The organism is Streptomyces spiramyceticus (assembly GCF_028807635.1).
Lineage (GTDB): Bacteria > Actinomycetota > Actinomycetes > Streptomycetales > Streptomycetaceae > Streptomyces > Streptomyces spiramyceticus.
This window is the reverse complement of the sequence record NZ_JARBAX010000001.1, coordinates 1,248,953-1,274,818: the sequence shown is the minus strand read 5'-3', so window position 1 is coordinate 1,274,818 and position 25,866 is coordinate 1,248,953. Positions and strand designations below refer to the sequence as shown.

The following is a 25,866-nucleotide window of genomic DNA, read 5'->3' as shown; positions in this document are numbered from 1 at the left end:
CCGGTCGGCGCCGCACATGAGTGGAGGGGACACCGAGATGTTGGCCGACGACAGTGCCCTGAGCGGCCGTCTCGTGCTGCGCGGCCGCGCGGCGACCGGGACGGCACGTCGCCCCGCCGCGGTGCGCCGGCGCGGTACGACCGTGCCGAGGCCGCCGCGCGGTACCGGCAGCAAAGGCGGAAGCAATCTGCGGCGGCTGTACGAGCAGGCCCGCCGGGCCTGGGACCGGCCGCTCACGGCGTACTACCTCATCCTGGGCAGCGCCCTCCTGATCACCGTGCTCGGCCTCGTGATGGTCTACTCCGCCTCGATGATCAAGGCGCTGGAGCTGTCACTGCCCGCCTCGTACTTCTTCGGCAAGCAGTTCCTCGCCGCCGTCATCGGAACGGTTCTGCTGCTGGCCGCCTCCCGGATGCCCGCCAAGCTGCACCGCGCGCTCTCCTACCCGCTGCTTGCAGGCACCATCTTCCTGATGGTCCTGGTCCAGGTCCCCGGGATAGGGGTCTCGATCGGCGGCAACCAGAACTGGATCTCGCTGGGCGGCCCCTTCATGCTCCAGCCCAGCGAGTTCGCCAAGCTCGCGCTGATCCTGTGGGGCGCCGACCTGCTGGCCCGCAAGCACGACAAGCGGCTGCTGACCCAGTGGAAACACATCCTGGTGCCGTTCGTCCCCGTCGCCTTCCTGCTCCTCGGCCTGATCATGCTCGGCGGAGACATGGGTACGGCGATCATCCTCACCGCGATCCTCTTCGGACTGCTCTGGCTCGCCGGGGCTCCCACCAGGCTCTTCGGCGGAGTGCTCGGCTTCGCCACCCTCGTCGGCTTCATCCTCATCAGCAACAACGCGAACCGGATGTCGCGGCTCCAGTGCATCGGCGCGACCGACCTCGGCCCCCAGGGCGAGTGCTGGCAGGCAGTGCACGGGATCTATGCTCTGGCGTCGGGCGGATGGTTCGGTTCCGGGCTCGGTGCAAGTGTGGAAAAATGGGGCCAACTCCCCGAACCCCACACCGACTTCATCTTCGCCATCACCGGTGAGGAACTGGGTCTGGCGGGGACGCTGTCGGTACTCGCCCTGTTCGCGGCTCTAGGCTATGCGGGTATCCGCGTGGCCGGACGCACGGAGGACCCCTTCGTGAGGTACGCCGCGGGAGGTGTGACCACCTGGATCACGGCTCAGGCCGTGGTCAACATCGGTGCGGTGCTCGGCCTGCTGCCGATCGCCGGTGTCCCGCTCCCGCTGTTCTCCTACGGGGGCTCAGCCCTGCTGCCGACCATGTTCGCCGTAGGGTTGCTGATCGCCTTCGCGCGAGAGGAACCCGCTGCGAAGGCCGCCCTGGCCATGCGAAGAACGGTCCTTGGCAAAGGGGCCGGGGTGAGATGGAAGACGATGGGACGGCGCGTCAAGAAGCGTCCGTCCGGAGAGCGGTGAATTTCGGTGCATGTCGTACTCGCCGGTGGGGGGACCGCCGGCCACATCGAGCCCGCGCTCGCCCTCGCGGACGCCCTGCGCAGGCAGGACCCGAGCGTGGGCATCACAGCCCTGGGCACAGAGCGCGGACTTGAGACCAGGCTCGTACCCGAGCGTGGTTACGAGCTCGGGCTGATCCCCGCCGTCCCGCTGCCCCGCAGGCCCACCCCCGAACTGATCACCGTCCCCGGACGGCTGCGCGGCACCATCAAGGCCGCGGAGCAGATCCTGGAGCGTACGAAGGCGGACTGCGTCGTCGGCTTCGGCGGCTACGTCGCCCTGCCCGGCTACCTCGCGGCCAAGCGCCTCGGCGTGCCGATCATCGTCCACGAGGCCAACGCGCGCCCCGGCCTCGCCAACAAGATCGGCTCGCGCTACGCGGCCGCTGTCGCCGTCTCCACGCCCGACAGCAAGCTGCGAGGTGCCCGCTACATCGGCATCCCGCTGCGCCGCACCATCGCCACCCTCGACCGGGCCAGGGTCCGCCCCGAGGCGCGCGCCGCCTTCGGTCTCGACCCCAACCTGCCGACGCTGCTCGTCTCCGGCGGCTCGCAGGGCGCCCGGCGCCTCAACGAGGTCGTCCAGCAGGTCGCGCCGGTCCTCCAGCGCTCCGGGATCCAGATCCTGCACGCGGTCGGCCCCAAGAACGAACTGCCGCGCGTGGACAACATGCCCGGTATGCCGCCGTACATCCCGGTACCGTACGTGGACCGGATGGACCTCGCGTACGCCGCGGCCGACATGATGCTCTGCCGCGCGGGCGCGATGACCGTCGCCGAACTCTCCGCCGTCGGACTGCCGGCCGCCTACGTCCCGCTGCCCATCGGCAACGGAGAGCAGCGGCTCAACGCCCAGCCGGTGGTCAACGCCGGAGGCGGCCTGCTGGTCGACGACGCCCAGCTCACGCCCGAGTGGGTGCAGAGCCAGGTGATCCCCGTCCTCGCGGACCCGCACCGGCTGTACGAGATGTCCCGCGCGGCTGCCGAGTTCGGACGCCGGGATGCCGACGAGCTGCTCGTCGGCATGGTGTACGAGGCGATTGCCGCACGCAGGGCCGGCTGAACGGTCCCCATACGCAGGACCGAGGAGGCGACAGGGAGTGGCCGGACCGACGACCGCCCAGCGCGGTGAACGACAGGCGCAGGGGTCGTCGGCGGCCCGCCCGCCGGGCGGCAAGCGGGTGGGCGGGCGGCTCCGGCTTCCCGGCCGGGGCCGGCTGATCGTGCTGCTGGCCGCGGCCGTGCTGCTCGTCTCGGGCGGAATCTGGTTGCTCTACGGCTCCTCCTGGCTGCGCGTGGAGCAGGTGAAGGCGTCCGGGACAAAGGTTCTGACGCCCGGTGAGGTACGTGCGGCGGCGGCCGTTCCGATCGGAGCGCCGCTGGTTTCCGTCGACACGGATGCCATTGAGGACCGGATCGGCAGGAAATTGCCGCGTATCGACTCGGTGGATGTCGTTCGTTCGTGGCCGCACGGCATCGCTCTGAAAGTGACCGAGCGAAAGCCCGTACTGGTCATAAAAAAGGGCGCAAAGTTCGTCGAAGTGGACGACGAGAGTGTGCGGTTCGCCATGGTCGCCGAGGCGCCCAAGGGCGTACCGTTCCTGGAATTGGTGCCTGAGGAGTCATCAAGTCTGCGCCGCTTCGGGGCGGGCCGGCTGCTTGAGGAAGCGGTACGGGTCACCCGGGAGGTCCCCGAATCCGTCGACCGTGACCTGCGGTCGGTCCGGGTCCGCTCGTACGACTCCATCACCCTGGAGCTGAGCGGGGAACGTACGGTCATGTGGGGAAGCGGCGAACAGGGCGCGGCGAAGGCGCGCGCACTGAGAGCTCTCATGAAAGCAGCTCCGAGTGCCGAGCACTTCGATGTGAGTGCGCCCACCGCCCCCGCCGCGTCAGGGAGTTGACGGTCATACGTGCTGGCCAGCACCCTGGTTGGCCAGCGATATGGGTGATCACATAGGGTGAAAAGAAAAACGGGAGGTTCGGCGTGTTCGTTGAACGTGCGCCACTTGTCGACTTAGTGTCCTGTTCGGAAGAGTCCAAGGAACAGAAACACTGGTAACCCTAAACTTCAGCGTTAGGGTTCGGGTCGGCGTTCGGACCGTCCCATATCGGCATCAGTCGTCGCAGCGCGGCCCGCGAGGCGGCGACACGTAACTCGAGGCGAGAGGCCTTCGACGTGGCAGCACCGCAGAACTACCTCGCAGTCATCAAGGTCATCGGTGTCGGCGGCGGTGGTGTCAATGCCATCAACCGGATGATCGAGGTCGGTCTCAAGGGCGTCGAGTTCATTGCGATCAACACCGATGCGCAAGCCCTGTTGATGAGCGACGCCGACGTCAAGCTCGACGTCGGCCGCGAACTCACCCGCGGCCTCGGCGCCGGAGCCAATCCGGCAGTCGGCCGCAAGGCGGCAGAGGACCACCGCGAGGAGATCGAGGAGGTCCTCAAGGGGGCCGACATGGTCTTCGTCACCGCCGGCGAAGGCGGCGGCACCGGAACGGGCGGCGCACCTGTCGTCGCCAACATCGCGCGCTCGCTCGGCGCCCTCACGATCGGTGTGGTCACCCGCCCGTTCACCTTCGAGGGCCGGCGTCGCGCGAACCAGGCGGAGGACGGCATCGCCGAGCTCCGCGAAGAGGTCGACACCCTCATCGTCATCCCCAACGACCGGCTGCTGTCCATCTCGGACCGCCAGGTCAGCGTGCTGGACGCCTTCAAGTCGGCGGACCAGGTCCTGCTGAGCGGTGTGCAGGGCATCACGGACCTCATTACGACTCCGGGTCTGATCAACCTCGACTTCGCCGACGTCAAGTCGGTCATGTCCGAGGCGGGTTCGGCCCTCATGGGCATCGGCTCGGCGCGCGGCGACGACCGTGCGGTGGCCGCCGCCGAGATGGCGATCTCCTCGCCGCTCCTCGAGGCGTCCATCGACGGCGCACGCGGCGTACTGCTCTCCATCTCCGGCGGCAGCGACCTCGGCCTCTTCGAGATCAACGAGGCCGCGCAGCTGGTGAGCGAGGCGGCCCACCCCGAGGCGAACATCATCTTCGGCGCGGTCATCGACGACGCGCTCGGCGACGAGGTACGGGTCACGGTCATCGCCGCGGGCTTCGACGGCGGACAGCCGCCGGCCCGTCGCGAGAACGTGCTCGGCGCGGGCGCCACTGCCAAGCGCGAGGAGCCCGCACCGGTCCGCCCCGCGGAGACCTCGCGGCCGGCCGGCTCGATGGGCACTGTGCCCGTACGCGAAGAGGCACCGGTCCCGGCCGAGACCGCCCCGGCGAACGAGGCCCCGGCCTCGCCGGCGCACGTACCGACGGCTCGTCCGTACGCGGACAGCCAGGCCGAAGAGCTGGATGTCCCGGACTTCTTGAAGTGATAGGGCAGCACGACAATACGGACGGCGCGCACTTCGCCTTCACCGACAGGTGGGGCGGGGTGAGCGCCGTTCCGTACGAAGCGCTCAATCTCGGCGGTGCGGTCGGTGACGACCCGGCTGCCGTACGTCACAACCGTGACCTCGCTGCCAAGTCGCTCGGCCTCGACCCGGCCCGGGTCGTCTGGATGAACCAGGTGCACGGGCCGGATGTGGCCGTGGTCGAGGGGCCGTGGGGAGCGGGGGAGGTCATGGCGGTCGACGCCGTCGTGACCGCGCGCCGCGGGCTCGCACTCGCCGTACTCACCGCGGACTGCACGCCCGTTCTGCTGGCCGACCCCGTCGCCGGGATCGCGGCCGCCGCTCACGCCGGACGCCCCGGCATGGTCGCGGGAGTCGTCCCGGCCGTCGTCGAGGCGATGATCACACTGGGCGCCGATCCTTCCCGTATCACCGCGCGTACCGGGCCCGCCGTCTGCGGGCGCTGCTACGAAGTGCCGGCACAGATGCGGGCCGAGGTCGCGGAAGTCGTGCCCGATGCCTGGTCGGAGACGAGCTGGGGGACGCCGGCCGTCGATGTGACCGCCGGAGTGCACGCCCAGCTCGAAGCGCTGGGCGTACGCCGGCGGCAGCGGTCGCCGGTCTGCACCCTGGAATCGGACGACCACTTCTCGTACCGCCGCGAGCGCACCACGGGGCGGCTCGCCGGATATGTCTGGCTGGATAGGTAGGACATGACGGACCGTAGAGCTCAACTCGCCGCAAATCTTGCACAGGTGGAGGAACGTATCGCCGCCGCCTGTGCGGCTGCTGGACGCAAGCGATCGGAAGTGACCCTGATCGTGGTCACCAAGACGTACCCCGCGAGCGATGTGCGGCTGCTCTCCGAGCTCGGCGTACGCCATGTCGCGGAGAACAAGGACCAGGACGCGGCGCCCAAGGCGGCCGAGTGTGCGGACCTGCCCATCAGCTGGCACTTCGTCGGACAGCTTCAGACCAACAAGGTCCGTTCTGTGGCGAGTTATGCCGATGTTGTGCAGTCCGTTGACCGAGCGAAGCTCGTCACGGCGCTCTCGACGGCGGCGGTACGCGCGGAACGCGAGATCGGCTGCCTGATCCAGGTCGCACTCGACGCGGAGTCGGGTGAGCGGGGGGACCGCGGCGGCGTGGCGCCGGACGGTATTGAGGAGTTGGCGGCGAAGGTTGCTGAAGCGCCCGGCCTCAGGCTCGACGGACTGATGACTGTCGCACCGCTCGCCGGCCCGTACGCGGGGCGCCAACAGGCGGCTTTCGAGCGGCTGATGGAATTCTCATCAAGCCTGCGCGCGACTCATCCTGCTGCGAACATGGTCTCCGCGGGTATGAGTGCGGACCTTGAGCAGGCAGTGGCGGCCGGAGCGACACATGTACGCGTCGGTACTGCGGTGCTCGGAGTCCGACCCAGGCTCCGGTAACGTCGCGAAGCAAGTCGGACCACAGTAGAAAATATGGTCATTCCCGCCAATAGGTGGGCAGGCCGAGTGGATCGCGGGCACTTTGTGACGCTGCGGCATTGGCAACAAGGGCGATCCACCACAGAGCGGAGGACTCAGAGAATGGCCGGCGCGATGCGCAAGATGGCGGTCTACCTCGGCCTCGTGGAGGACGATGGTTACGACGGCCGGGGTTTCGATCCCGATGACGACTTCGAACCCGAGCCGGAGCCCGAGCGGGAACACCGCCGGCACCAGCCCCCGCACCAGGAGCGGCACGAAGAACCCGTGCGCGTGGTGCAGCCGCCCGCACAGCGTGAACCGGTTCCGCTCCCGGCGGAAAGCGGACGACCCGCACGAATCGCCCCCGTGGCATCCATCACACCTGAACGTCCGAACCTGGAGAAGAACGCACCGGTGATCATGCCCAAGGTTGTGTCCGAGCGGGAGCCCTACCGCATCACCACACTTCACCCGCGGACCTACAACGAGGCCCGTACCATCGGGGAACACTTCCGCGAGGGCACCCCGGTGATCATGAACCTGACGGAGATGGACGACACGGACGCGAAGCGACTTGTCGACTTTGCGGCAGGACTTGTCTTCGGGCTCCATGGCAGCATTGAGCGAGTGACGCAGAAGGTGTTCCTGTTGTCGCCTGCTAACGTCGATGTCACGGCGGAGGACAAGGCCCGTATCGCAGAGGGCGGTTTCTTCAACCAGAGCTGAGACACGACACCGCAACAACCCGGCCGGCAGGCCGGAACCACGAGAGCACGGGGAGAGGGAAGCGCGAGATGAGCGTCGCACTACAGGTGATCTACATCGCGCTGATGTGCTTCCTGATCATCCTGATCTTCCGGCTGGTCATGGACTACGTCTTCCAGTTCGCGCGCTCATGGGAACCCGGCAAGGCGATGGTGGTCGTTCTGGAGGCCACCTACACTGTCACCGATCCACCGCTCAAGCTTCTGCGGCGGTTCATTCCGCCGCTGCGTCTCGGGGGCGTGGCACTCGACCTGTCCTTCTTCGTTCTGATGATCATCGTCTACATCCTGATCAGCATCGTGGTCAGATTGTGAGCGATACGGTCTTGCCGACTGCCGACGACTACGTAGAGGTGAAGAAGAGATGCCGTTGACCCCCGAGGACGTGCGGAACAAGCAGTTCACGACCGTCCGCCTCCGAGAAGGCTATGACGAGGACGAGGTCGATGCTTTCCTCGACGAGGTCGAAGCCGAACTGACCCGCCTGCTCCGCGAGAACGAGGACCTGCGGGCCAAGCTGGCTGCCGCGACGCGTGCCGCCGCGCAGAACCAGCAGCAGGGTATGCGCAAGCCGCCGGAGCAGCAGGATCGTCCCGGCGCACCCGTGCCTGCCGCCATATCCGGCCCGCCGGTCCAGCAGCAGCCGCCGCAGATGGGTCCGCCCCAGCTGCCCGGTGGGGCTCCGCAGCTGCCCGCGGGTCCCAGCGGTCACGGCCAGGGCCAGCACGGTCCGGGTCCGCAGGGCCAGCACGGTCCCGGCCCGATGGGCCAGGGGCCCATGGGTCAGGGTCAGATGGGCCAGGGGCAGATGCAGGGCCAGATGCAGGGCCAAATGGGTCAGATGGGCCAGGGCCAGATGGGTGGCCCCATGGGCGGACCCATGGGCGGCCACGGTCCGCAGCTCCCGCAGCCCGGTCAGGGTCCCGGCGGCGACAGCGCCGCGCGTGTGCTCTCGCTGGCGCAGCAGACGGCCGACCAGGCGATCGCGGAGGCCCGTTCCGAGGCCAACAAGATCGTCGGTGAGGCGCGCAGCCGTGCCGAGGGTCTGGAGCGGGACGCCCGTGCGAAGGCTGACGCGCTGGAGCGGGACGCGCAGGAGAAGCACCGCGTCGCGATGGGCTCGCTGGAGTCCGCCCGCGCCACGCTGGAGCGCAAGGTCGAGGACCTGCGCGGCTTCGAGCGCGAGTACCGGACCCGGCTGAAGTCCTACCTGGAGAGCCAGCTGCGTCAGCTGGAGACCCAGTCGGACGACTCGCTGGCTCCGCCGCGGACCCCGGCGACCGCGTCGCTGCCGCCGGCTCCGCAGATGAGCGGTTCGATGGCGCCGGCCGGTGCGGGTGCGATGGGGCACTCCATGGGTGGCAACCCGTCGATGGGCGGCCACGGTGGCCCGTCCTCCAACGGTCCGTCGTACGGCGGCCAGCAGCAGATGTCGCCGGCTATGACCCAGCCGATGGCTCCGGTGCGGCCGCAGGCTCCGCAGCCGATGCAGCAGGCTCCTTCGCCGATGCGCGGGTTCCTGATCGACGAGGACGACAACTGACGGCGGTGCGCGCGCTGAGCGCGTAGCCGTCGGCAGGCTGAGGGCCGGGCCCCGGGGTTTCCCCGGGGCCCGGCCCTTTTGCGTGCGCGTGCGTGCGTGTGTGGGTGCGGCGGTGCGGTGCGGCGGTGCGGGTGGGGGAAAGCGAAAGCCCCGGCCGACAAAGTCGGCCGGGGCTTTCGCCGGCGGGTTACGCCTCCGTCTTGCGGAGGCGGAACGTCAGGGACAGGGACTCGTCCGTGAACGGGGCGCCGTACGTGTCGTCCGCCTCGGCCGCCGCGAAGTCCACCGCCAGGACCTCGTCGGCGATCAGCGCGGCGTGCTCCGTGAGCGCCTCCGTCGTCGCCGGGTCGGACGCGGTCCAGCGGACGGCGATGCGGTCCGCGACGTCCAGGCCGCTGTTCTTGCGGGCCTCCTGGATCAGGCGGATCGCGTCACGGGCCAGGCCTGCCAGTCGCAGCTCGGGAGTGATCTCCAGGTCCAGGGCGACCGTCGCGCCCGAGTCGGAGGCCACCGACCAGCCCTCGCGCGGCGTCTCGGTGATGATGACCTCGTCCGGGGAGAGGGAGACCGGGGCGCCGTCGACCGTCACCGTCGCCGTGCCTTCGCGCAGCGCCAGGGACAGGGCCGCCGCGTCGGCCTCCGCCACCGCCTTGGCCACCGCCTGGACGCCCTTGCCGAAGCGCTTGCCCAGGGCGCGGAAGTTCGCCTTGGCCGTCGTGTCGACGAGGGAGCCGCCTCCCGCTGCACCAGCGGAGGAATCAGCGAGGGAGGCGAGCGAGGAGACGTTCAGCTCCTCCGTGATCTGGGCGTGCAGTTCGGGGGTCAGCGTCTCGAAGCCCGACGCCGCCACCAGCGCGCGCGACAGCGGCTGGCGGGTCTTGACGCCCGATTCCGCGCGCGTCGCGCGGCCCAGCTCGACCAGGCGGCGTACCAGCGTCATCTGCTGGGACAGCGTCGGGTCGATGGCGGCCAGGTCGGCCTTCGGCCAGGTGGACAGGTGCACCGACTCGGGGGCGTCCGCCGTGACCGGGACGATCATGTCCTGCCAGACCCGCTCGGTGATGAAGGGGGTCAGCGGCGCCATGAGGCGGGTGACCGTCTCGACCACGTCGTGCAGGGTGCGCAGCGCGGCCTTGTCGCCCTGCCAGAAGCGGCGGCGCGAGCGGCGTACGTACCAGTTGGAGAGGTCGTCCACGAAGGCGGACAGGAGCTTGCCCGCCCGCTGCGTGTCGTACGCCTCCATGGACTGGGTGACCTGGTCCGTCAGCGCGTGCAGCTCGGACAGCAGCCAGCGGTCCAGGACCGGGCGGTCCGCCGGGGCCGGGTCGGCCGCCGACGGGGCCCAGCCGGACGTACGGGCGTACAGGGCCTGGAAGGCGACCGTGTTCCAGTACGTGAGGAGCGTCTTGCGGACGACCTCCTGGATCGTGCCGTGGCCCACGCGCCGCGCCGCCCACGGGGAGCCGCCGGCCGCCATGAACCAGCGGACCGCGTCCGCGCCGTGCTGGTCCATGAGGGGGATGGGCTGAAGGATGTTGCCGAGGTGCTTGGACATCTTGCGGCCGTCCTCGGCGAGGATGTGGCCCAGGCAGACCACGTTCTCGTACGAGGACTTGTCGAAGACCAGCGTGCCGACGGCCATCAGCGTGTAGAACCATCCGCGGGTCTGGTCGATGGCCTCCGAGATGAACTGCGCCGGGTAGCGCTTCTCGAAGATTTCCTTGTTCTGGTACGGGTAGCCCCACTGCGCGAAGGGCATGGAGCCCGAGTCGTACCAGGCGTCGATGACCTCGGGCACCCGCGTCGCGGTCAGCGAGCAGCCCTCACCGGTGCAGGTGAAGGTGACGTCGTCGATGTACGGGCGGTGCGGGTCCAGGGACGACTGGTCCGTGCCGGTCAGATCGGTGAGCTCGGCGAGCGAGCCCACGCAGGTCAGGTGGTTGTCCTCGCAGCGCCAGATGGGCAGCGGGGTGCCCCAGTAGCGGTTGCGGGACAGCGCCCAGTCGATGTTGTTGTTCAGCCAGTCGCCGAAGCGGCCCTGCTTGACCGAGTCCGGGAACCAGTTGGTCTTCTCGTTCTCGCGCAGCATCGCGTCCTTGACCGCGGTGGTCCTGATGTACCAGGACGGCTGTGCGTAGTAGAGAAGTGCGGTGTGGCAGCGCCAGCAGTGCGGGTAGCTGTGCTCGTACGGGACGTGCCGGAAGAGGAGACCGCGGTTGCCCAGGTCCTCGGTGAGCGCCTCGTCGGCCTTTTTGAAGAACTGGCCGCCGATGAGGTCCAGCTCGTCCTCGAAGGTGCCGTCGGGGCGGACCGGGTTCACGACCGGGAGGCCGTACGCGCGGCAGGTCCTGAGGTCGTCCTCACCGAACGCGGGGGCCTGGTGGACCAGGCCGGTGCCGTCTTCGGTGGTGACGTAGTCGGCGTTGACGACAAAGTGGGCCTCGGACGGACTGTGCCCATTGGTTCCCTCGCCGGCGCTCGGGAACTCCACGAGCGCGAAGGGACGGTCGTACGCCCAGCGCTCCATCTCCGCGCCCGTGAAGGTCTGGCCGGTGGTCTCCCACCCCTCGCCCAGCGACTTTTCGAGGAGCGGCTGGGCGACGACGAGCTTCTCTTCGCCGTTCGTCGCCACGACGTACGTGACGTCGGGGTGCGCGGCGACTGCCGTGTTGGACACCAGGGTCCACGGGGTGGTCGTCCAGACCAGGAGCGCCGCCTCGCCCGCCAGGGGGCCCGAGGTCAGCGGGAAGCGGACGAAGACGGACGGGTCGACGACCGTCTCGTACCCCTGCGCCAGCTCGTGGTCGGACAGGCCCGTGCCGCAGCGGGGGCACCAGGGGGCGACGCGGTGGTCCTGGACCAGCAGGCCCTTGTTGAAGATCTCCTTGAGCGACCACCACACCGACTGGACGTACGACGGGTCCATCGTCCAGTACGCGTCGTCGAGGTCGACCCAGTAGCCCATGCGGTTCGTGAGTTCGGTGAAGGCGTCGGTGTGGCGGCCGACCGACTCGCGGCACTTCGCGTTGAATTCCGCGATGCCGTACGCCTCGATGTCCTTCTTGCCGTTGAAGCCGAGCTCCTTCTCGACGGCGAGCTCGACGGGCAGGCCGTGGCAGTCCCAGCCGGCCTTGCGGGCGACGTGGTAGCCCTGCATCGTGCGGAAGCGCGGGAAGACGTCCTTGAAGACGCGGGCCTCGATGTGGTGAGCGCCGGGCATTCCGTTGGCGGTCGGCGGGCCCTCGTAGAACACCCACTCGGGGCGTCCCTCGGACTGCTCGAGACTCTTCGAAAAGACCTTGCTCTCGCGCCAGAAATCGAGCACTGCGTGCTCGAGCGCGGGCAGGTCGACCTGGGCGGGCACCTGGCGGTACTGCGACATCGATTCCTCCGGCGGACTGTGGCTTCCGTCGGAGGGACGAGAGCGCTGTGCTCCCGCGGTACCACCCTCCTTGGCCCCGGGCGGTGCCCGTGACCCCCTCATTGGGGCAGCGATGCCGGTTCTACTGGCCTTGCGCCCGTGGGCGGAGCCCACTGTTCAAAGCTTTCTTCCGGCGGCTCAGGGGTGATGCTTCACGCCGCGCCTGCCCCCGGGCTTCCACCGTCCCCGGGTCGCTCTTGGCTGCGTACGACGCTACTCGTCCCCATCGTGGCCTTTCGCTGGGCCCCAGTGTACGGGCCGTGCGGCAGGACGGCCGCCCGGTTTTCGCGCGGCGCGGGACCCTGCGCCGATAACCCGAATGGCCATACGCGCCCCGGCGGACTCCGTGCCGCGCCCGCGGGGCGGATTACCGGGCGGAGAGCTGGGCACAACGGATGCAGGCTCGCCGCGCCACCCGCGCGGGCGGGCCGAACCGGCGGCGTGCCCCGTTGCCGCGGGGCTGGGGTCGACTTATCGTCCCAGAACGATTTGCGCGCAAGATCACAAAATGTGAAGGGGTCGCGGCCATGGTGGCTAAGAAGACCGCCGCACAGCAAGCCGACGGGGCTGACACGGAGAAGGCGGACGTCGCGAAGAAGGTCACGGCCGAGAAGTCCGCCGCCAAGACGACCGCCGCAAAGAAGACCGCAAAGAAGACCGTCGCGAAGAAGGCGGCAGAGGTCACCGAGGCAGCGGTCACCAAAGCGGTCACCAAGGCACCGGTCACCAAGGCGCCTGCCAAGAAAGCACCGGCCCAGAAGGCACCTGCCAAGAAAGCGCCGGCCAAAAAGGCACCTGCCAAGAAGGCGGCTGCGAAGAGGGCCGCTCCTGCGGCCAAGGGGGCGGCTCAGGCCGCGGAAGAGACAGGAGCCCAGACGGTGGTTGCGAAGAAGACTCCCAGCAGGACCTCGGCCGCCAAGAAGGCCACCGCGGCCACCGCGACGGCGGTCCCCCCGTCCCGTACAGGAGCAGTCGAGGCCGCCCCGCCGGGCGAGCTCGCCGTCCGGCCGGGGGAGGAGCCGTGGACCCCGGAGGAGGTCGCCGAGGCCCGGGCCGTGCTGATGGGCGAGGTCTCCGAGCTCAAGGCGGAGATCGCCGCGTCGGAGCAGGCGGTCACCGGCCTGATGCGGGACTCCGGGGACGGCGCGGGCGACGACCAGGCCGACACCGGCACCAAGAACATCTCCCGCGAGCACGAGCTGGCGCTGGCCGCCAGCGCCCGCGAGCGGCTGGAGCAGACCGAGAGGGCTCTGGGCCGGCTCGACTCCGGCACGTACGGGCTCTGCGAGATCTGCGGCAAGCCGATCGGCAAGGCGCGCATGCAGGCCTTCCCGCGCGCCACACTGTGTGTGGAGGACAAGCAGAAGCAGGAGCGCCGGTACTGAGCCTCGGAGTCCGTACGTGTGTGCCGTACCCTCGTGCTCAGTCAGGCACCTAGGTTGAGGGACTCACGTGGCAGAGGCGGAGCGCATCATCGGTACGCCGGATACCCCCGAGGCGGGGGGAGCCGAGCCGGAGGAGTCCTCCGACGCGGCAGGCCGGGCTGAGCAGCCCGCGCCCAAGGGCAAGCGGAAGATCGCTGTGCTCTTCACGGTGGCCGTCATGGCCTATCTGCTGGACCTGAGCACCAAGATGCTCGTGGTGGCCAAACTGGAGCACCACGAGCCGATCGAGATCATCGGTGACCTGCTGAGGTTCGAGGCGGTACGGAACGCGGGCGCCGCGTTCGGGATCGGCGAGGCCTTCACGGTGATCTTCACGATCATCGCCGCCTCCGTGATCGTGGTGATCGCCCGGCTCGCGCGCAAGCTCTACAGCCTGCCCTGGGCCATCGCGCTGGGCCTGCTGCTCGGCGGTGCGCTGGGCAATCTCACCGACCGGATCTTCCGCTCGCCCGGTGTCTTCGAGGGCGCTGTTGTCGACTTCATCGCGCCGGCGAACTTCGCGGTCTTCAACCTCGCCGACTCCGCGATTGTGTGCGGCGGCATCCTCATCGTGATCCTGTCGTTCCGGGGCCTGGACCCTGACGGGACCGTTCATAAGGACTGACAAGGCATACTCGACGGGTGAGTACGATTCCCGAGTTCCGCACCCTGCCCGTTCCCGATGGCCTTGAGGGCGAGCGCGTCGACGCCGCCATTTCCCGGATGTTCGGATTCTCCCGTACGAAGGCGGCCGAGCTTGCCGCCGCCGGGAAGGTTCAGGTCGACGGGTCGGTGGTCGGGAAGTCCGAGCGGGTCCGGGGCGGGGCGTGGCTCGAGGTGGAGATGCCGCAGGCCGCCGCGCCTGTGCAGATCGTCGCCGAGCCCGTCGAGGGCATGGAGATCGTGCACGACGACGACGACATCGTCGTGATCGTCAAGCCGGTCGGAGTCGCCGCGCACCCCAGCCCCGGCTGGACCGGCACCACCGTGATCGGCGGGCTCGCCGCCGCCGGGTACCGGATCTCGACCTCGGGCGCCGCCGAGCGCCAGGGCATCGTGCACCGCCTCGACGTCGGTACGTCCGGCCTCATGGTCGTGGCCAAGTCGGAGCGGGCGTACACGCTGCTCAAGGCGCAGTTCCGGGACCGGGTCGTCGAGAAGAAGTACCACGCGCTGGTGCAGGGCCACCCCGACCCCATGAGCGGGACCATCGACGCCCCGATCGGGCGTCACCCGAACCACGACTACAAGTGGGCCGTGACGGCCGAGGGCAAGGCCTCCGTCACGCACTACGACCTGATCGAGGCATTCAGGGCCGCGTCACTGCTGGACATCAAGCTGGAGACGGGGCGCACGCATCAGATCCGTGTGCACATGTCCGCCCACCGCCACCCCTGCGTGGGTGACCTGACCTACGGCGCCGACCCGACGATGGCCAAGCGCCTCGGCCTGACGCGGCAGTGGCTGCACGCCAAGCGCCTCGGCTTCGAGCACCCCTCCGACGGGCAGTGGGTCGAGTTCGAGAGCACGTACCCGGACGACCTCCAGCAGGCGCTGGACGCGATCCGGGCCGAGAGCGAGTGAATCCGGCCTCTTACGCGCAGGCGATGCGGCGCGCGTTGTAATCGCAGCTCAGCAGGACAGGCGGGGCCACAGCTCAGGGCTGTGGCCCCGTTTTGCTGTCTCCGTAATCGTTAGGAAAGCTTCCCAACACTCTTGACGGCAACTGGAAACAACCCTAACTTTCACGCGAACTCCCGTCCGGACCCCCACCCGAAGGGAGCACCACCCATGCATCGACGCACGATGCGCCCCCGCAACACCCTGCTCGTCGCCATGGCACTCGGAGCCGTGATCGCACTGCAGTCGCCGGTCGGCGCCGCACCCCCCGCATCGCCCACCTCACCCGTCTCCGCGAACGGCCGGCTCAAGGTCTGCGGCCGGCAGCTCTGCAACGACCAGGGCCAGGCCGTCCAGTTGCGCGGCATGAGCACGCACGGCACCCAGTGGTATTCCCAGTGCGTCACCGATGGATCGCTCGACGCGCTCGCCGGCGACTGGCGTGCCGACGTGCTGCGCGTCTCGACGTACGTCCAGGAGGACGGCTACGAGACGGACCCCCAGCGCTTCACCGCCCTCGCCCAGAAGTTCGTCGACGGGGCCAACAGGCGCGGCATGTACGCCGTGATCGACTGGCACATGCTCGACCCGGGCGACCCCAACCACAACTTCTCGCGCGCCAAGACCTTCTTCACTGCGATGGCGAAGAAGTACAAAGACAACCCCGGCGTTCTCTACGAGGTAGCCAATGAGCCGTCCGGGGTCGGCTGGTCCAAGATCAAGTCGTACGCCGAGAAGATCATCCCGATCATCCGGGCGCAGGACCCCGACGCCGTCGTCCTGGTCGGCACGCGCGCCTGGTCGTCGTTCGGCGTCTCCGAGGGCGCGGACGAGCAGGAGGTCGTCCGCAATCCGGTCAATGCCTCCAACATCATGTACACGTTCCACTTCTACGCCGCTTCCCACCAGCGCGAATACCTGGACGCACTCAACCGGGCGTCCGACAGACTCCCCGTGTTCGTCACCGAGTTCGGTACGCAGAACTACGCCGGCGAAGGCGCCAACGACTTCGCCCAGTCCCAGCGCTTCCTCGACCTGATGAAGCGCAAGAAGATCTCCTGGACCAACTGGAACTACTCCGACGACAACCGATCCGGCGCGGTCTTCAAGCCCGGCACCTGCAACGGCAGTACGTGGACGGGGACCGGCGTCCTGAAGGAGGCCGGGGTCTGGATCCGGCAGCAGATCCGCCAGTAGCAGTCACGTGCGCTTGTGCCCCCGCCGTCCCGGACGGCGGGGGCACAGCGCTGTCCCGGACGGCGATGTGCGCGGTCTCAGCTGACTTCCGCCCGGTACATCGAAGGATGTAGCGCGGATTCATCACCGCTCACGAGGATTTGCGCGCTCTGCGTCGCGACGATGGAGGTCATGACGAATCCTGGGGGAACGGCGATGACGGAGAGCGTAAGTGCGGTTCGGTGCCCGCCTGTTACGGGTGAGGGCAAGGACGCGGGCACAGGCACCCGGCAGGCGGGGCGGCTGCCACTCCTCGACGTACTGCGCGGGGCGGCGATCCTCGGCACGCTCATGACCAACGTGTGGATCTTCACGAGCCCGGGGGCGGAGTGGGGCATCCTCTCGGGAACCGTCGACCGGGCGTCCGGCTTCTCTCTGCCGGTGGTGGCCGAAGGCACCTTCAGGTTCCTCGCCGACGGCAAGTTCCTGGCCATGCTGACCATCCTGTTCGGCGTCGGCCTTGCCATCCAGTTCGGGTCGGCGGCCAAGCGCGGACAGCCGTGGCCGGGCCGCTACCGGTGGCGGGCGCTGTTCCTGTTCGCCGAAGGCACCCTGCACTTCGTCCTGGTCTTCGCCTGGGACGTACTCATGGGGTACGCCGTCACCGCGCTTCTGGTGGCCTGGCTGCTCACCCGCTCCGACCGGTTCAGGAGGGTGGTGATGTGGGGCGCGGCGGGGCTGCATCTCGCGGGCATGTCCCTGCTCACGCTGGCGCTCGTCGCCGTCGGCTCGGACGGGGACGGTTCCGGCGGCGTGGACAGTGAGAGTGGCGTGGACAGTGACGTCGTGGCTCTCTACGCGGACGGCAGCTATCTGGAGCAAGTGACGTTCCGCCTCCAGCACGCCGCGGTCCTGCGCATCGAGCCGGTGCTGTCGTTCGCGCTGCTGGTCTTCCTCTTCCTGCTGGGCGTACGGCTGTTCCGCGCGGGCGCGTTCTCCGCCGACGAGCGCGGGCGGCGCATCAGGGTCCGCATGCTCGGCTGGGGCCTGGGTGTCGGGCTGCCGCTGAACGCGGCGGCGGCCCTCGGAGGCCCGGACTTCTTCCTGTTCGGCCGCTATGTGGCGGCTCCGGTGATGGCGGTGGGCTACATCGGCCTCATCGGCGTTCTGACGGACCGGGTGCGCAAGACCGGCCTGCTCACGCTGGGACTCACCTCGGTCGGCCGTACGGCGCTGACGTGTTATGTCGCCCAGAACGCGCTCTGCGTGGTTGTTTCCTACGGCTTCGGTCTCGGCCTGGCCGCCCGGCTCGAAGGCAGCGGCCCGTGGTGGGTCATGGGCCTGTGGGCGGCGGTGTGTCTGACGCTGATGGCCGGATCCGTGCTGTGGCTGCGCCGGTTCTCCCACGGGCCGCTGGAGGCGGTGCAGAGGTGGGCGCTGCGGCGGTGAGGCCGGGGGGCAAGCCCTAGCCCCGGCCGGTGCGCGGGATCGCGTCGTCGGTGCGGTCGGTGCGGTCGGTGCGGTCGGTGCGGTCCACGTGGTCCGTGCGGTCCGCGTCGTCCGTGCCGTCCGGGTTGTCGGACTTGTTGGTGAGCACCTCCTCGGCACGCGGCGGACGCCTGTCGGCCTTGCCCAGTTCGGGCCACTGGCCGTCCGGCGCCGGCGCGGCCGCGGACGTGGCGATCCGGGGCAGTGCGTACGGATGGTGCTCGTACAACCAGGCGATCAGCTGCTCCCGTACGACACACCGCACCGTCCACACGTCGTCCGCGTCCTTCGCGGTGACGACGGCCCGTACCTCCATCGTGCTCGGCGTCGTATCGGTGACGGCAAGGCTCCAGTCGCGGCCGTCCCACTCCTCGCAAGCGGCCAGGATTTCCCGGAGCTTCTCCCGCATCAGACTCACCGGGGCACTGTGGTCCAGCTGAAGGAAGACCGTGCCGGTCATCTGGGCCCCGCCGCGCGACCAGTTTTCGAACGGCTTGCTGGTGAAGTACGACACGGGCATCGTTATCCGCCGCTCGTCCCAGGTCCGTACGGCCAGGAACGTCAGCGTGACTTCCTCCACCACACCCCACTCGCCGTCCACGACCACCGTGTCGCCGATCCGCACCATGTCGCCGAAGGCGATCTGGAAGCCCGCGAAGAGGTTGCCGAGAGTCGACTGGGCGGCGACACCGGCGACGATGCCGATGATTCCGGCCGAGGCCAGTACCGACTTCCCTGCGGTCTGCATACCGGGGAAGGTCAGCAGCATCGCGGCGGCGGCCACCACGGCGACGACCGCGGTCACGATCCGCATGATGAGCGTGACTTGGGTACGGACGCGCCGTACCCGGGCCGGATCGCGTGTGGTGGACGCGTAGCGGGCATACGACGACTCGACCACGGCGGACGTGATCCGTACCACCAGCCACGCACCGGCGCCGATCAGCGCCAGCGAAAGGACCTGGCCGATGCCGTCCCTGTGCTCCCGGACGACCCTCAGGTCCGTCTGCTCGTACATCCCTCTCAGCATGGCCGTGAGGAGGACGACCTGAAGCGGCAGACGGCACCGGCGCAGCAGGTCCCACATCGGGGTCTCGTGGTGGCGGGCATCGGTCCGGCGCAGCAGAAGGTCGGCGGCCCAGCCGACGAGCAGCGTGAGCACGACGGAGCCACCGATGACGGTCAACGGGCGCAGCACGTTCTCCATGACTCCGAGACTCCGACGCCAACTGGCAGGATGACGGCATGGACATCATGCTCTTCCATTCCGTCTACGGTCTGCGGCCGGCGGTGCACGCTGCCGCGGAACGGCTCCGTGCCGCCGGGCACCAGGTGCACGTGCCCGACCTTTTCGAGGGGCAAACTGCCGAAACCGTGGAGGAGGGGATGGCGCTCAAGGACAGCATCGGCCGCGACGAGCTGCTCAAGCGGGCCGTTCAGGCCGCCGCCCCGCACTCCGAGAGCGGTCTGGTGTACGCCGGTTTCTCCTTCGGCGGTTCCGTCGCGCAGACTCTGGCGCTCGGTGACGAAAGGGCCCGCGGCCTGCTGCTTCTGCACGGGACTTCGGACATCGCGGACAATGCGTCGGCGCCCGGCCTGCCCGTACAGCTTCATGTCGCGGACCCCGACCCGTTTGAGTCGGACGACTGGCTGAACACCTGGTATCTGCGGATGCAGCGGATCGGCGCGGACGTGGAGATCTACCGTTATCCGGGGGCCGGGCACGTCTACACCGACCCGGACCTGCCGGACTACGACGCTGCGGCCGCCAAGCAGACGTGGAAGGTCGCGATCGGGTTCCTGGCGACGCTCTAGAGGTTGTCGGGTGCTCCTGGCGCTCTGTGCGCTCTGGAGGCTCTGGCGGTTACGGGCGCGTGCAGCGGCCGGTCGGGGCGCTCGCCGGCGGGCGGCACAGGTAGGTCCGGTGGGCCGTGCTGTCGCTCACCCAGCGGCCCACGCACTCATTGGCCGTCGTACGGCCGCGCTCGGCGCAGAAGGACAGCGCCTGGCGGCCGTTGCTGAACGGCCCCGGGGCGTAGATGACCCAGTAGCCCGGCCGCAGCGACGAGAAGTCGTCGCTGCGCAGCACTTGGGCGCCGGGCACCTGCCGACGGACAGTCGCGAGGCGGCGGTCGAGCGCGGCGCTTCCGGACGACAGCGGCTCGGAGTGGAGCTGCGCGATCCAGCTGTCGGCCACGGCGGGCGGCTGCTGCGGCGGCGTGGCGGACGTCTTTGTGGGCGGTGGTGTCGACTGCGGTGTGGTCGGTGGCGGTGCGGTTGGAGCCGGCGTGGACGGGGCGGGGGAAGTCTCCGGGCCCTTGGTGTCCGGTGTGGCGCTCGCGGTGACCGTCGTGGTGCTGCCGCTGCCGCCCAGCCCTGCCGTCGTGCCCGCCTTGCCCTCCGGCTTCAGCACGGCGTACGCACCGGCGCACAGCAGGGCGAGAGCGACGACGGCGGCCGCCGCCGCGAAGGGCGCCCGGTTGCGGCGCTGCCCCTCGGGCCGCACTGACGGCTCCGACCGTACGGACTGCACGGTCTGCTGTGACTGCGGCGGAAGGGGCGGTGTGTACGCGGCAGGCCGAGAGGGGTCGAAATGCGTCGGCGACGGCGGTACGGGCAGGGGAGGCGGTGCCGGAAGGCGCCCCGCCGCAGCGCCTGCCAGCAGCGCGTCGAGCCGGTCCGCATCGGGCCGCGCAGTGGGATCCCGTACCAGCAACTCGGCCAGTACGGGCCCGAGCGGACCTGCCTGACGGGGCGGCGGAATGGGGTCGTCGAGTACCGCGGCCAGGGTGGCGAGCGTGCTGCCGCGGCGCATCGGGCTTACGCCCTCCACGCAGACGTACAGCATCATGCCGAGCGACCAGAAGTCGGACGCCCCTACGGGAAGGATCGCGGTCTCGGCCGCGCCGCGGAGGCGCTCGGGCGCCATGTACTCGGGGGAGCCGATCACTTCGCCGGTCATCGTCAGGGACGCCGAGTCCTGGAGTGCGGCGATGCCGAAGTCGGTCAGGACGGCGCTGCCGTCCGCCCGCAGGAGGACGTTGGCCGGTTTCACGTCGCGGTGGTGAATCCCGGCGGTGTGGGCGGCGCGCAGGGCGGAGAGGACCTCACGGCCGGTGCGCGCCGCCTCCTGGGGCGGCAAGGGGCCCTGCTCCAGGCAGTGCTGAAGGGTGTGGCCCGGAACGAGTTCCATCACGAGCCAGGGGTGAGGCGCTTCGTCGATGATGTGATGGATGGTCACCACATGGGGGTGGTTGATCCTGGCCAGTGCTCTGGCCTCGCGCAGTACCCGCTCCCGCAGGACACGCGAGGCCTCGGCATCACCCGTCGACGCGGGGCCGGAGGGACGGACTTCCTTGAGGGCGACCTCGCGGTGGAGGGCGGTGTCACGAGCACGCCATACCGTGCCCATTCCCCCGCTGCCGAGCCGCTCCAACAGCTCGAAACGCCCGTCTACGATGTCCCCCGGCCCGCTCATGGCGTCAGGGTAGAGGACCGTCCGGTCAGCCGGCGCGGTACGCGGTCCAGCTGTTGCTCATCCGCGTCACCTGGCCCTGGGTGAACTGGTACATGCAGTTGTCGTACGTGTAGTCCATGAAGTTGTGGATCGGGTCGGTGCCGGTCTTGCTGGCGCAGGAGTCACGGCCGGTCGGGCACTGGTACGCCGGGCTCTTCTCGGCCGGGGTGTCGGTGACGTAGTCGCCGTTGCCGTTGCAGCCGCCCTGGAAGGTGTGGTAGAGGCCCATCCAGTGGCCGACCTCGTGGGTGGCGGTGTCGCCCTCGTTGTAGTTGGCTGCGGAGCCGCCGGGCAGCGACTTGTCGAGCACGACGACGCCGTCCATGCCCGGGTTGGAGTTGTACGAGCTCGGGAAGGTCGCCCAGCCGAGCAGGCCGCCGCTGAGGTTGGCGGTGTAGAAGTTCAGGGCTCCGGGGCCGCCCTGGCGCAGGGTGGACTTCATCTCCTTCTCGGCGGTCGAGCCGGAGGCCAGGTTGTACCAGGAGGCGTTGTCCGTGTAGTCCGTGGCGGCCAGCGTGAACTGGAAGTTGGAGTTGACGTTTCCGGTGCCCTGGCCGCCGAAGGCCGAGTTGAGGACCGCCATCTGGTTGTTGATGTCGGTCGCCGAGAGCTTGCCGGTGGTGCCGCTGTGGATGACGTGGAAGTACACCGGGATGTTGGTCACGGCCGTGGCCGAGAACCCTCTGCCGGTGGCGGCGCCGGACGATCGGAGCTTGCCGAGTCTCTTCTGGAGGTCCGCGTCCATGGCTTTGGCCTTGGCGGCGGTCACCTCGTTGGGCTCGTGGGCGTGCTGCTCGCCCGAGGGGCGTGCCTCGCGGGCGGTGGCGCTCGCGTGCGTGTCCTCGACGCACTTCTCCGTGGAGGCCTTGGGGGCCTTGGCCACGGCGACTCCGGCGGGTGCGGAGAGCGTGGACAGGGCAAGAGTTCCGGCCATGACGGCGGTACCGATGAAGCGCTTGCGCAGAAGGGGGGATATACGGGCAATAGCTCGCACGTTGACTCCTCGCGGGGGTGGGCGAGGGTGACTTCCTCGCCGCTGCCGGGAGATTACGTGCGCATGTCAGATATTGATCAGTGGTGATCAAGCCCAATCAATCCTCAGATCAATTGGGGCATCGGGGCGAAAACTTTCGGCCTGGTCCAGACTTTGAGATCCAGAGGTAACTGCCGGGGTTACCGAGGCGGGTGGTGTGTCCGCATTCGGGATGGCGAATTAACACCACCCACCTCTTGGCGTGATCTGTTGGTAACAGGCCCCGCGTGGCTGAAAATCGCCTATCAGCGAACCGGCTGGTTCACCCGCTCGACCTTCTGCGTTCCGCTGAGCGTGCGGTACGAGCGGGTCCACTCCGCCGTCGCGTCCTGCTTCTCCTTGGCGGACAGGACGTAGTAGTCCATCTGCGACTGCTCAGCGGTCACATCGAGGACGCCGTAGCCGTGAGAGTCCATGTCCAGCCACTTCACATGGCGGTTGGCGGCCCTGACCGCCGCCGACGCCACCAGCGAAACGGTCTGCGGCGCGACATGCAGGATGTCGTCGAGGTTGTCCGACGACACCGAGGTGACCACGAACTCGGTCGCGGCGGACTGCGACAGCGGGTACGTCGCCGCCTTGACCGGCACGTCGTTGGCCCACGCCATGTGGATGTCGCCGGTGAGGAAGACCGTGTTCTTGATCGCCCTGTCCTTGAGGTGGGTGATCAGCTCCTTGCGGTCGTCCGTGTAGCCGTCCCACTGGTCGACGTTGACCGCGAGACCCTCCTTGGGCAGGCCGAGCAACTTGGCTATCGGCTCCAGGAGATGGGCCGGTACGGAGCCGAAGGCCACCGGCGAGATCATCACCGACGTACCGACCAGCTTCCAGACGGCGTCCGACGAGGCGAGCCCCGACTTCAGCCAGTCCAGCTGGGCGCGGCCCGTGACCGTACGCTCCGGGTCGTCCACCGAGCCGCTGCCGACCTTGGCCTGCTGGGAGCGGAACGACCGCAGGTCGAGGAGGTGCAGGTCCGCCAGCTTGCCGAAGCGCAGGCGGCGGTAGACGGTGCCCTCGGTGGAGGCGCGGACCGGCATCCACTCGAAGTACGCCTGCTTGGCGGCGGCCACGCGCGCGGCCCACTCGCCCTCGGCGCCCGGCGTGTGGTTCTCCGCGCCGCCCGACCAGGCGTCGTTGGCGAACTCGTGGTCGTCCCATATCGCGATGACCGGGTGCGCGGCGTGCAGCGCCTGGAGATCGGGGTCCGTCTTGTACTTGCCGTGCCGGGTGCGGTAGTCGGAGAGGCTGACGATCTCGTGCGCCGGCTCGTGCTGACGTACGACGTACTTGGGCTCCGGGTAGCCGCCTGTCGCGTACTCGTATACGTAGTCGCCGAGATGGAGCACCGCGTCGAGGTCGGTGCGGGCGGCGAGGTGACGGTAGGCGGAGAAGTAGCCCGACTCCCAGTTGGCACAGGAGACGACACCGAAGCGCACACCGGGCGTGGCGGCGTCGGCGGCGGGAGCGGTGCGGGTGCGGGCGACGGGGGAGACCGCGCCGTCGGCGGTGAAGCGGAAGTAATAGGCGGTGCCCTGGCGCAGGCCCCTTACATCGACCTTGACCGTGTGGTCGGTCGCGGCCCGCGCGACGGTCGTACCGCGGGCGACGGTCTTGGAGAAGCCCTTGTCCTCCGCGACCTCCCAACTCACGGTCACATCGGGGCCCTTGCCGGAGCCCGGTACAGCGTCGGGTGTCGGCGTAATACGGGTCCACAGGAGTACGCCGTCGGACAACGGGTCGCCGGAGGCAACACCATGAAGGAATTCGGGTCTCTGTACGGCAGCGGCGGCGGAACTCGTACCGGCGACGACAGGGACGGCAACAGCGGTGGCAGCAGCGGCCTTTACGACGGTGCGGCGGCTGGGAGATGAAGGAAATCGACTGGTCACGACCGTACATTACTGATCAGTACGGCCGAAGGGTGGGCAAACGCAAGAATGTTCGCCCACCCTTGGGTGAAGTGCCGTGTGCCGACTACCCCTTGAGGGCCTTGTCGATGGCTGTCTTGAACTCCTCAGGAGTCATCGGCGGGCTGCCCTCGCCGCCCGAACCGGTGAGCGTCTTGCCGTCCATCTTGAGCGCAGGAGTGCCCTTCACTCCGCTCTTCTGGAAGGTGTCCGCCATTTTCAGCGCCCACGCGTCGAAGGTGCCGTCCTGCACGTCCTTCTGGAACTCCTTGTTGCCCTTGAGGGCGTCGACCTCGTCGGCCACCTTGAGCAGGTAGTCGTCCTTGGCGAACTTGTCGTCCTGCTCCGCCGGGTGGTTCTTCTGGGCGTACAGCGCGCCCTTGTACTCCAGGAACGCCTCGGGGCTGACGTCGAGCGCCGCTCCCAGCGCGCTCAGCGCGTTCCGCGAGCCCTCGCCCGGGATGGTCCGGTCGATGAAGGCGGCGCCGACGTACCGGAGCTTGTACTTGCCGGCGTCGACGTCCTTCTTGATGGTCTCGCCGTTGGCCTGCTCGAAGGTCGCGCAGACCGGGCAGCGGGAGTCCTCGTACAGCTCCAGCGTCTTCTTGGCGTCCTTCTTGCCGATGACGAGAGTCGTGCCGTTCTTGCCCGTGGTGTTCGCCGGCGCGGTGATCTGCTTCTCGTTCTTGGCGGCCTCCCACTGGGAGGGCTTGTTCGCCTGCATGACGCCGTATCCGACGCCGCCGGCGATCGCGAGGACCCCGACGATCGACGCGGCGACGATCAGCTGACGGCGCGTCCTGTCCCTCTTGGCCTGGCGCTCGCGCTCGATGCGCAGCCGCTCGCGGGCCGCTGCCTTGTTGGCCTGGTTGTTGCGTGCACTCATGATCGTTTTCTCCGTGTGGGGCGAGGAAAGGGGGCTGGGCTCAGGCGGAAACGAATGCCGAGCGCGGCGGCCCCCGCCGTCCGACGGAGTGCACGAACAGACGGGCGTGGAAGGCGGCACGGGCACGGCGCGCGGGGCGCACCACGCGCCGTACGAACCGGTGGGCCGAGGCCGACACGGCGACCGCGAGCAGCAGCGGCCGGAAGGCGAACGCGGCAACTGTCCGCACCAGCCCGGCGAGCGCGGCCTCGCCGCGCCGCAGCCAGGCCGCGGCGAGCAGCCCGACCGTCACGTGGGCGGCGAGCAGCAGCCAGGGCAGGGCGGGATCGGGGGAGCTGAGGAGGGCGGCGACGCTCTCCTGGGGGCCCGTGACCCGTACGAGCGGTGATCCCAGCCCGCTACTGGCACTGCCGGCACTGCCGCCGCACAGTACGTCCAGGCCGACGGAGCGCAGGGAGCCTGCCACCGGCCCGCCCGCGGGCCCGTAACAGACGTGCTGTCCGGTGGTGAACACGGTGTCGGCGGCCAGCTCCAGCGGTACGAGCAGACCGGCAATCGCCCCGAAGCCGCGCTCCCGGCCCGCCAGCGCGTACGCCACGGTGAACACGACGGCCGCGAGCGCGGCGACGACGGTCAGGGGCAGCGGGACCCGCGAGAGCAGCACATGGGACGCGGCGGAGAGCGTCACGACGAGCGCTGTGAAAAGCGCCGCGCGTGCCGCCCTGAGCCGCGTCCCCGAGATGTCCATAGCTCGTGAGTTTCC

Annotated in this window: 22 protein-coding genes; 15 read left to right on the top strand and 7 right to left on the bottom strand. The window is 69.0% G+C overall.

Annotated elements, in window-relative coordinates; translation table 11 throughout:
- The first annotated feature begins 37 nt into the window (after nt 1–37).
- The 9 genes from ftsW to PXH83_RS05670 all read left to right on the top strand — a co-directional run bounded on the left by ftsW (nt 38) and on the right by PXH83_RS05670 (nt 8,631).
- On the top strand, nt 38–1,432 hold the full coding sequence (ftsW, locus tag PXH83_RS05710; protein WP_274557401.1) for a putative lipid II flippase FtsW: 1,395 nt from the start codon (nt 38–40) through the stop codon (nt 1,430–1,432).
- Between the two features lie 6 nt (nt 1,433–1,438).
- Nucleotides 1,439–2,533, top strand: a complete 1,095-nt coding sequence (murG, locus tag PXH83_RS05705) for an undecaprenyldiphospho-muramoylpentapeptide beta-N-acetylglucosaminyltransferase (protein WP_274557399.1) — start codon at nt 1,439–1,441, stop codon at nt 2,531–2,533.
- 37 nt (nt 2,534–2,570) lie between these two features.
- Complete coding sequence (locus tag PXH83_RS05700) at nt 2,571–3,374, top strand: cell division protein FtsQ/DivIB (RefSeq protein ID WP_274557397.1); 804 nt, start codon at nt 2,571–2,573, stop codon at nt 3,372–3,374.
- Between the two features lie 275 nt (nt 3,375–3,649).
- Complete coding sequence (ftsZ, locus tag PXH83_RS05695) at nt 3,650–4,852, top strand: cell division protein FtsZ (RefSeq protein ID WP_274557394.1); 1,203 nt, start codon at nt 3,650–3,652, stop codon at nt 4,850–4,852.
- Nucleotides 4,849–5,580 carry a peptidoglycan editing factor PgeF gene (pgeF, locus tag PXH83_RS05690; RefSeq protein WP_274557391.1) on the top strand — a complete coding sequence of 244 codons (732 nt, stop codon included), beginning with the start codon at nt 4,849–4,851 and terminating at the stop codon, nt 5,578–5,580. The genes ftsZ and pgeF overlap by 4 nt, the downstream gene beginning before the upstream one ends.
- 3 nt (nt 5,581–5,583) lie before the next feature.
- Nucleotides 5,584–6,303, top strand: coding sequence for a YggS family pyridoxal phosphate-dependent enzyme (locus PXH83_RS05685; RefSeq protein ID WP_274557388.1), 720 nt, complete (start codon nt 5,584–5,586; stop codon nt 6,301–6,303).
- 141 nt (nt 6,304–6,444) lie between these two features.
- Nucleotides 6,445–7,050 (top strand): cell division protein SepF, encoded by a 606-nt coding sequence (locus PXH83_RS05680; RefSeq protein ID WP_214914923.1) that lies wholly within the window; start codon nt 6,445–6,447, stop codon nt 7,048–7,050.
- Nucleotides 7,051–7,118: 68 nt separating this feature from the next.
- The gene (locus PXH83_RS05675; RefSeq protein ID WP_214914921.1) at nt 7,119–7,403 is read left to right on the top strand and encodes a YggT family protein; all 285 of its coding nucleotides are present in this window, start codon (nt 7,119–7,121) and stop codon (nt 7,401–7,403) included.
- Between the two features lie 49 nt (nt 7,404–7,452).
- The gene (locus PXH83_RS05670) at nt 7,453–8,631 is read left to right on the top strand and encodes a DivIVA domain-containing protein (RefSeq protein WP_274557384.1); all 1,179 of its coding nucleotides are present in this window, start codon (nt 7,453–7,455) and stop codon (nt 8,629–8,631) included.
- 187 nt (nt 8,632–8,818) lie between these two features.
- On the opposite strand, the gene ileS is transcribed toward PXH83_RS05670, so the two are convergent.
- Entirely contained in the window at nt 8,819–12,013 is a 3,195-nt protein-coding gene (gene ileS / locus PXH83_RS05665; RefSeq protein WP_274557382.1) for an isoleucine--tRNA ligase, read from the bottom strand.
- Nucleotides 12,014–12,579: 566 nt separating this feature from the next.
- Here ileS and PXH83_RS05660 point away from each other — a divergent pair.
- The 5 genes from PXH83_RS05660 (at nt 12,580) to PXH83_RS05640 (ending at nt 17,721) form a co-directional block, all read left to right on the top strand.
- On the top strand, nt 12,580–13,437 hold the full coding sequence (locus tag PXH83_RS05660) for a TraR/DksA family transcriptional regulator (RefSeq protein WP_274557379.1): 858 nt from the start codon (nt 12,580–12,582) through the stop codon (nt 13,435–13,437).
- A gap of 67 nt (nt 13,438–13,504) precedes the next feature.
- Nucleotides 13,505–14,101 (top strand): signal peptidase II, encoded by a 597-nt coding sequence (lspA, locus tag PXH83_RS05655; RefSeq protein ID WP_274557377.1) that lies wholly within the window; start codon nt 13,505–13,507, stop codon nt 14,099–14,101.
- 17 nt (nt 14,102–14,118) lie between these two features.
- On the top strand, nt 14,119–15,060 hold the full coding sequence (locus tag PXH83_RS05650; protein WP_214914900.1) for an RluA family pseudouridine synthase: 942 nt from the start codon (nt 14,119–14,121) through the stop codon (nt 15,058–15,060).
- Between the two features lie 207 nt (nt 15,061–15,267).
- Nucleotides 15,268–16,293 carry a glycoside hydrolase family 5 protein gene (locus tag PXH83_RS05645; protein WP_274557373.1) on the top strand — a complete coding sequence of 342 codons (1,026 nt, stop codon included), beginning with the start codon at nt 15,268–15,270 and terminating at the stop codon, nt 16,291–16,293.
- A gap of 195 nt (nt 16,294–16,488) precedes the next feature.
- Nucleotides 16,489–17,721 (top strand): DUF418 domain-containing protein, encoded by a 1,233-nt coding sequence (locus tag PXH83_RS05640; RefSeq protein ID WP_274557371.1) that lies wholly within the window; start codon nt 16,489–16,491, stop codon nt 17,719–17,721.
- A 16-nt stretch (nt 17,722–17,737) separates the two neighbouring features.
- Here PXH83_RS05640 and PXH83_RS05635 read toward each other — a convergent pair whose 3' ends face one another.
- Nucleotides 17,738–18,967 carry a mechanosensitive ion channel family protein gene (locus PXH83_RS05635; RefSeq protein WP_274557369.1) on the bottom strand — a complete coding sequence of 410 codons (1,230 nt, stop codon included), beginning with the start codon at nt 18,965–18,967 and terminating at the stop codon, nt 17,738–17,740.
- A gap of 38 nt (nt 18,968–19,005) precedes the next feature.
- Here PXH83_RS05635 and PXH83_RS05630 point away from each other — a divergent pair, with 38 nt between their 5' ends.
- The gene (locus PXH83_RS05630; RefSeq protein ID WP_274557368.1) at nt 19,006–19,575 is read left to right on the top strand and encodes a dienelactone hydrolase family protein; all 570 of its coding nucleotides are present in this window, start codon (nt 19,006–19,008) and stop codon (nt 19,573–19,575) included.
- Nucleotides 19,576–19,624: 49 nt separating this feature from the next.
- On the opposite strand, the gene PXH83_RS05625 is transcribed toward PXH83_RS05630, so the two are convergent.
- From PXH83_RS05625 to PXH83_RS05605, 5 genes are all read right to left on the bottom strand, one after another.
- Nucleotides 19,625–21,238, bottom strand: coding sequence for a serine/threonine-protein kinase (locus PXH83_RS05625; protein ID WP_274557366.1), 1,614 nt, complete (start codon nt 21,236–21,238; stop codon nt 19,625–19,627).
- Nucleotides 21,239–21,263: 25 nt separating this feature from the next.
- Nucleotides 21,264–22,271, bottom strand: coding sequence for a zinc metalloprotease (locus PXH83_RS05620; RefSeq protein ID WP_274557364.1), 1,008 nt, complete (start codon nt 22,269–22,271; stop codon nt 21,264–21,266).
- 284 nt (nt 22,272–22,555) lie between these two features.
- On the bottom strand, nt 22,556–24,199 hold the full coding sequence (locus tag PXH83_RS05615) for an alkaline phosphatase D family protein (RefSeq protein WP_274557362.1): 1,644 nt from the start codon (nt 24,197–24,199) through the stop codon (nt 22,556–22,558).
- An 85-nt stretch (nt 24,200–24,284) separates the two neighbouring features.
- Complete coding sequence (locus tag PXH83_RS05610) at nt 24,285–25,103, bottom strand: DsbA family protein (RefSeq protein WP_274557360.1); 819 nt, start codon at nt 25,101–25,103, stop codon at nt 24,285–24,287.
- 40 nt (nt 25,104–25,143) lie between these two features.
- Nucleotides 25,144–25,851, bottom strand: a complete 708-nt coding sequence (locus tag PXH83_RS05605) for a hypothetical protein (RefSeq protein ID WP_274557357.1) — start codon at nt 25,849–25,851, stop codon at nt 25,144–25,146.
- Nucleotides 25,852–25,866 lie beyond the last annotated feature (15 nt).

Coding starts and splice junctions, on each gene's coding strand:
- ftsW (WP_274557401.1), top strand. CDS start 38: ATGTTGGCCGACGACAGTGCCCTGAGCGGCCGTCTCGTGCTGCGCGGC.
- PXH83_RS05685 (WP_274557388.1), top strand. CDS start 5,584: ATGACGGACCGTAGAGCTCAACTCGCCGCAAATCTTGCACAGGTGGAG.
- PXH83_RS05680 (WP_214914923.1), top strand. CDS start 6,445: ATGGCCGGCGCGATGCGCAAGATGGCGGTCTACCTCGGCCTCGTGGAG.
- PXH83_RS05675 (WP_214914921.1), top strand. CDS start 7,119: ATGAGCGTCGCACTACAGGTGATCTACATCGCGCTGATGTGCTTCCTG.
- PXH83_RS05670 (WP_274557384.1), top strand. CDS start 7,453: ATGCCGTTGACCCCCGAGGACGTGCGGAACAAGCAGTTCACGACCGTC.
- ileS (WP_274557382.1), bottom strand. CDS start 12,013: ATGTCGCAGTACCGCCAGGTGCCCGCCCAGGTCGACCTGCCCGCGCTC.
- PXH83_RS05660 (WP_274557379.1), top strand. CDS start 12,580: ATGGTGGCTAAGAAGACCGCCGCACAGCAAGCCGACGGGGCTGACACG.
- PXH83_RS05645 (WP_274557373.1), top strand. CDS start 15,268: ATGCATCGACGCACGATGCGCCCCCGCAACACCCTGCTCGTCGCCATG.
- PXH83_RS05640 (WP_274557371.1), top strand. CDS start 16,489: ATGACGGAGAGCGTAAGTGCGGTTCGGTGCCCGCCTGTTACGGGTGAG.
- PXH83_RS05635 (WP_274557369.1), bottom strand. CDS start 18,967: ATGGAGAACGTGCTGCGCCCGTTGACCGTCATCGGTGGCTCCGTCGTG.
- PXH83_RS05630 (WP_274557368.1), top strand. CDS start 19,006: ATGGACATCATGCTCTTCCATTCCGTCTACGGTCTGCGGCCGGCGGTG.
- PXH83_RS05625 (WP_274557366.1), bottom strand. CDS start 21,238: ATGAGCGGGCCGGGGGACATCGTAGACGGGCGTTTCGAGCTGTTGGAG.
- PXH83_RS05610 (WP_274557360.1), bottom strand. CDS start 25,103: ATGAGTGCACGCAACAACCAGGCCAACAAGGCAGCGGCCCGCGAGCGG.
- PXH83_RS05605 (WP_274557357.1), bottom strand. CDS start 25,851: ATGGACATCTCGGGGACGCGGCTCAGGGCGGCACGCGCGGCGCTTTTC.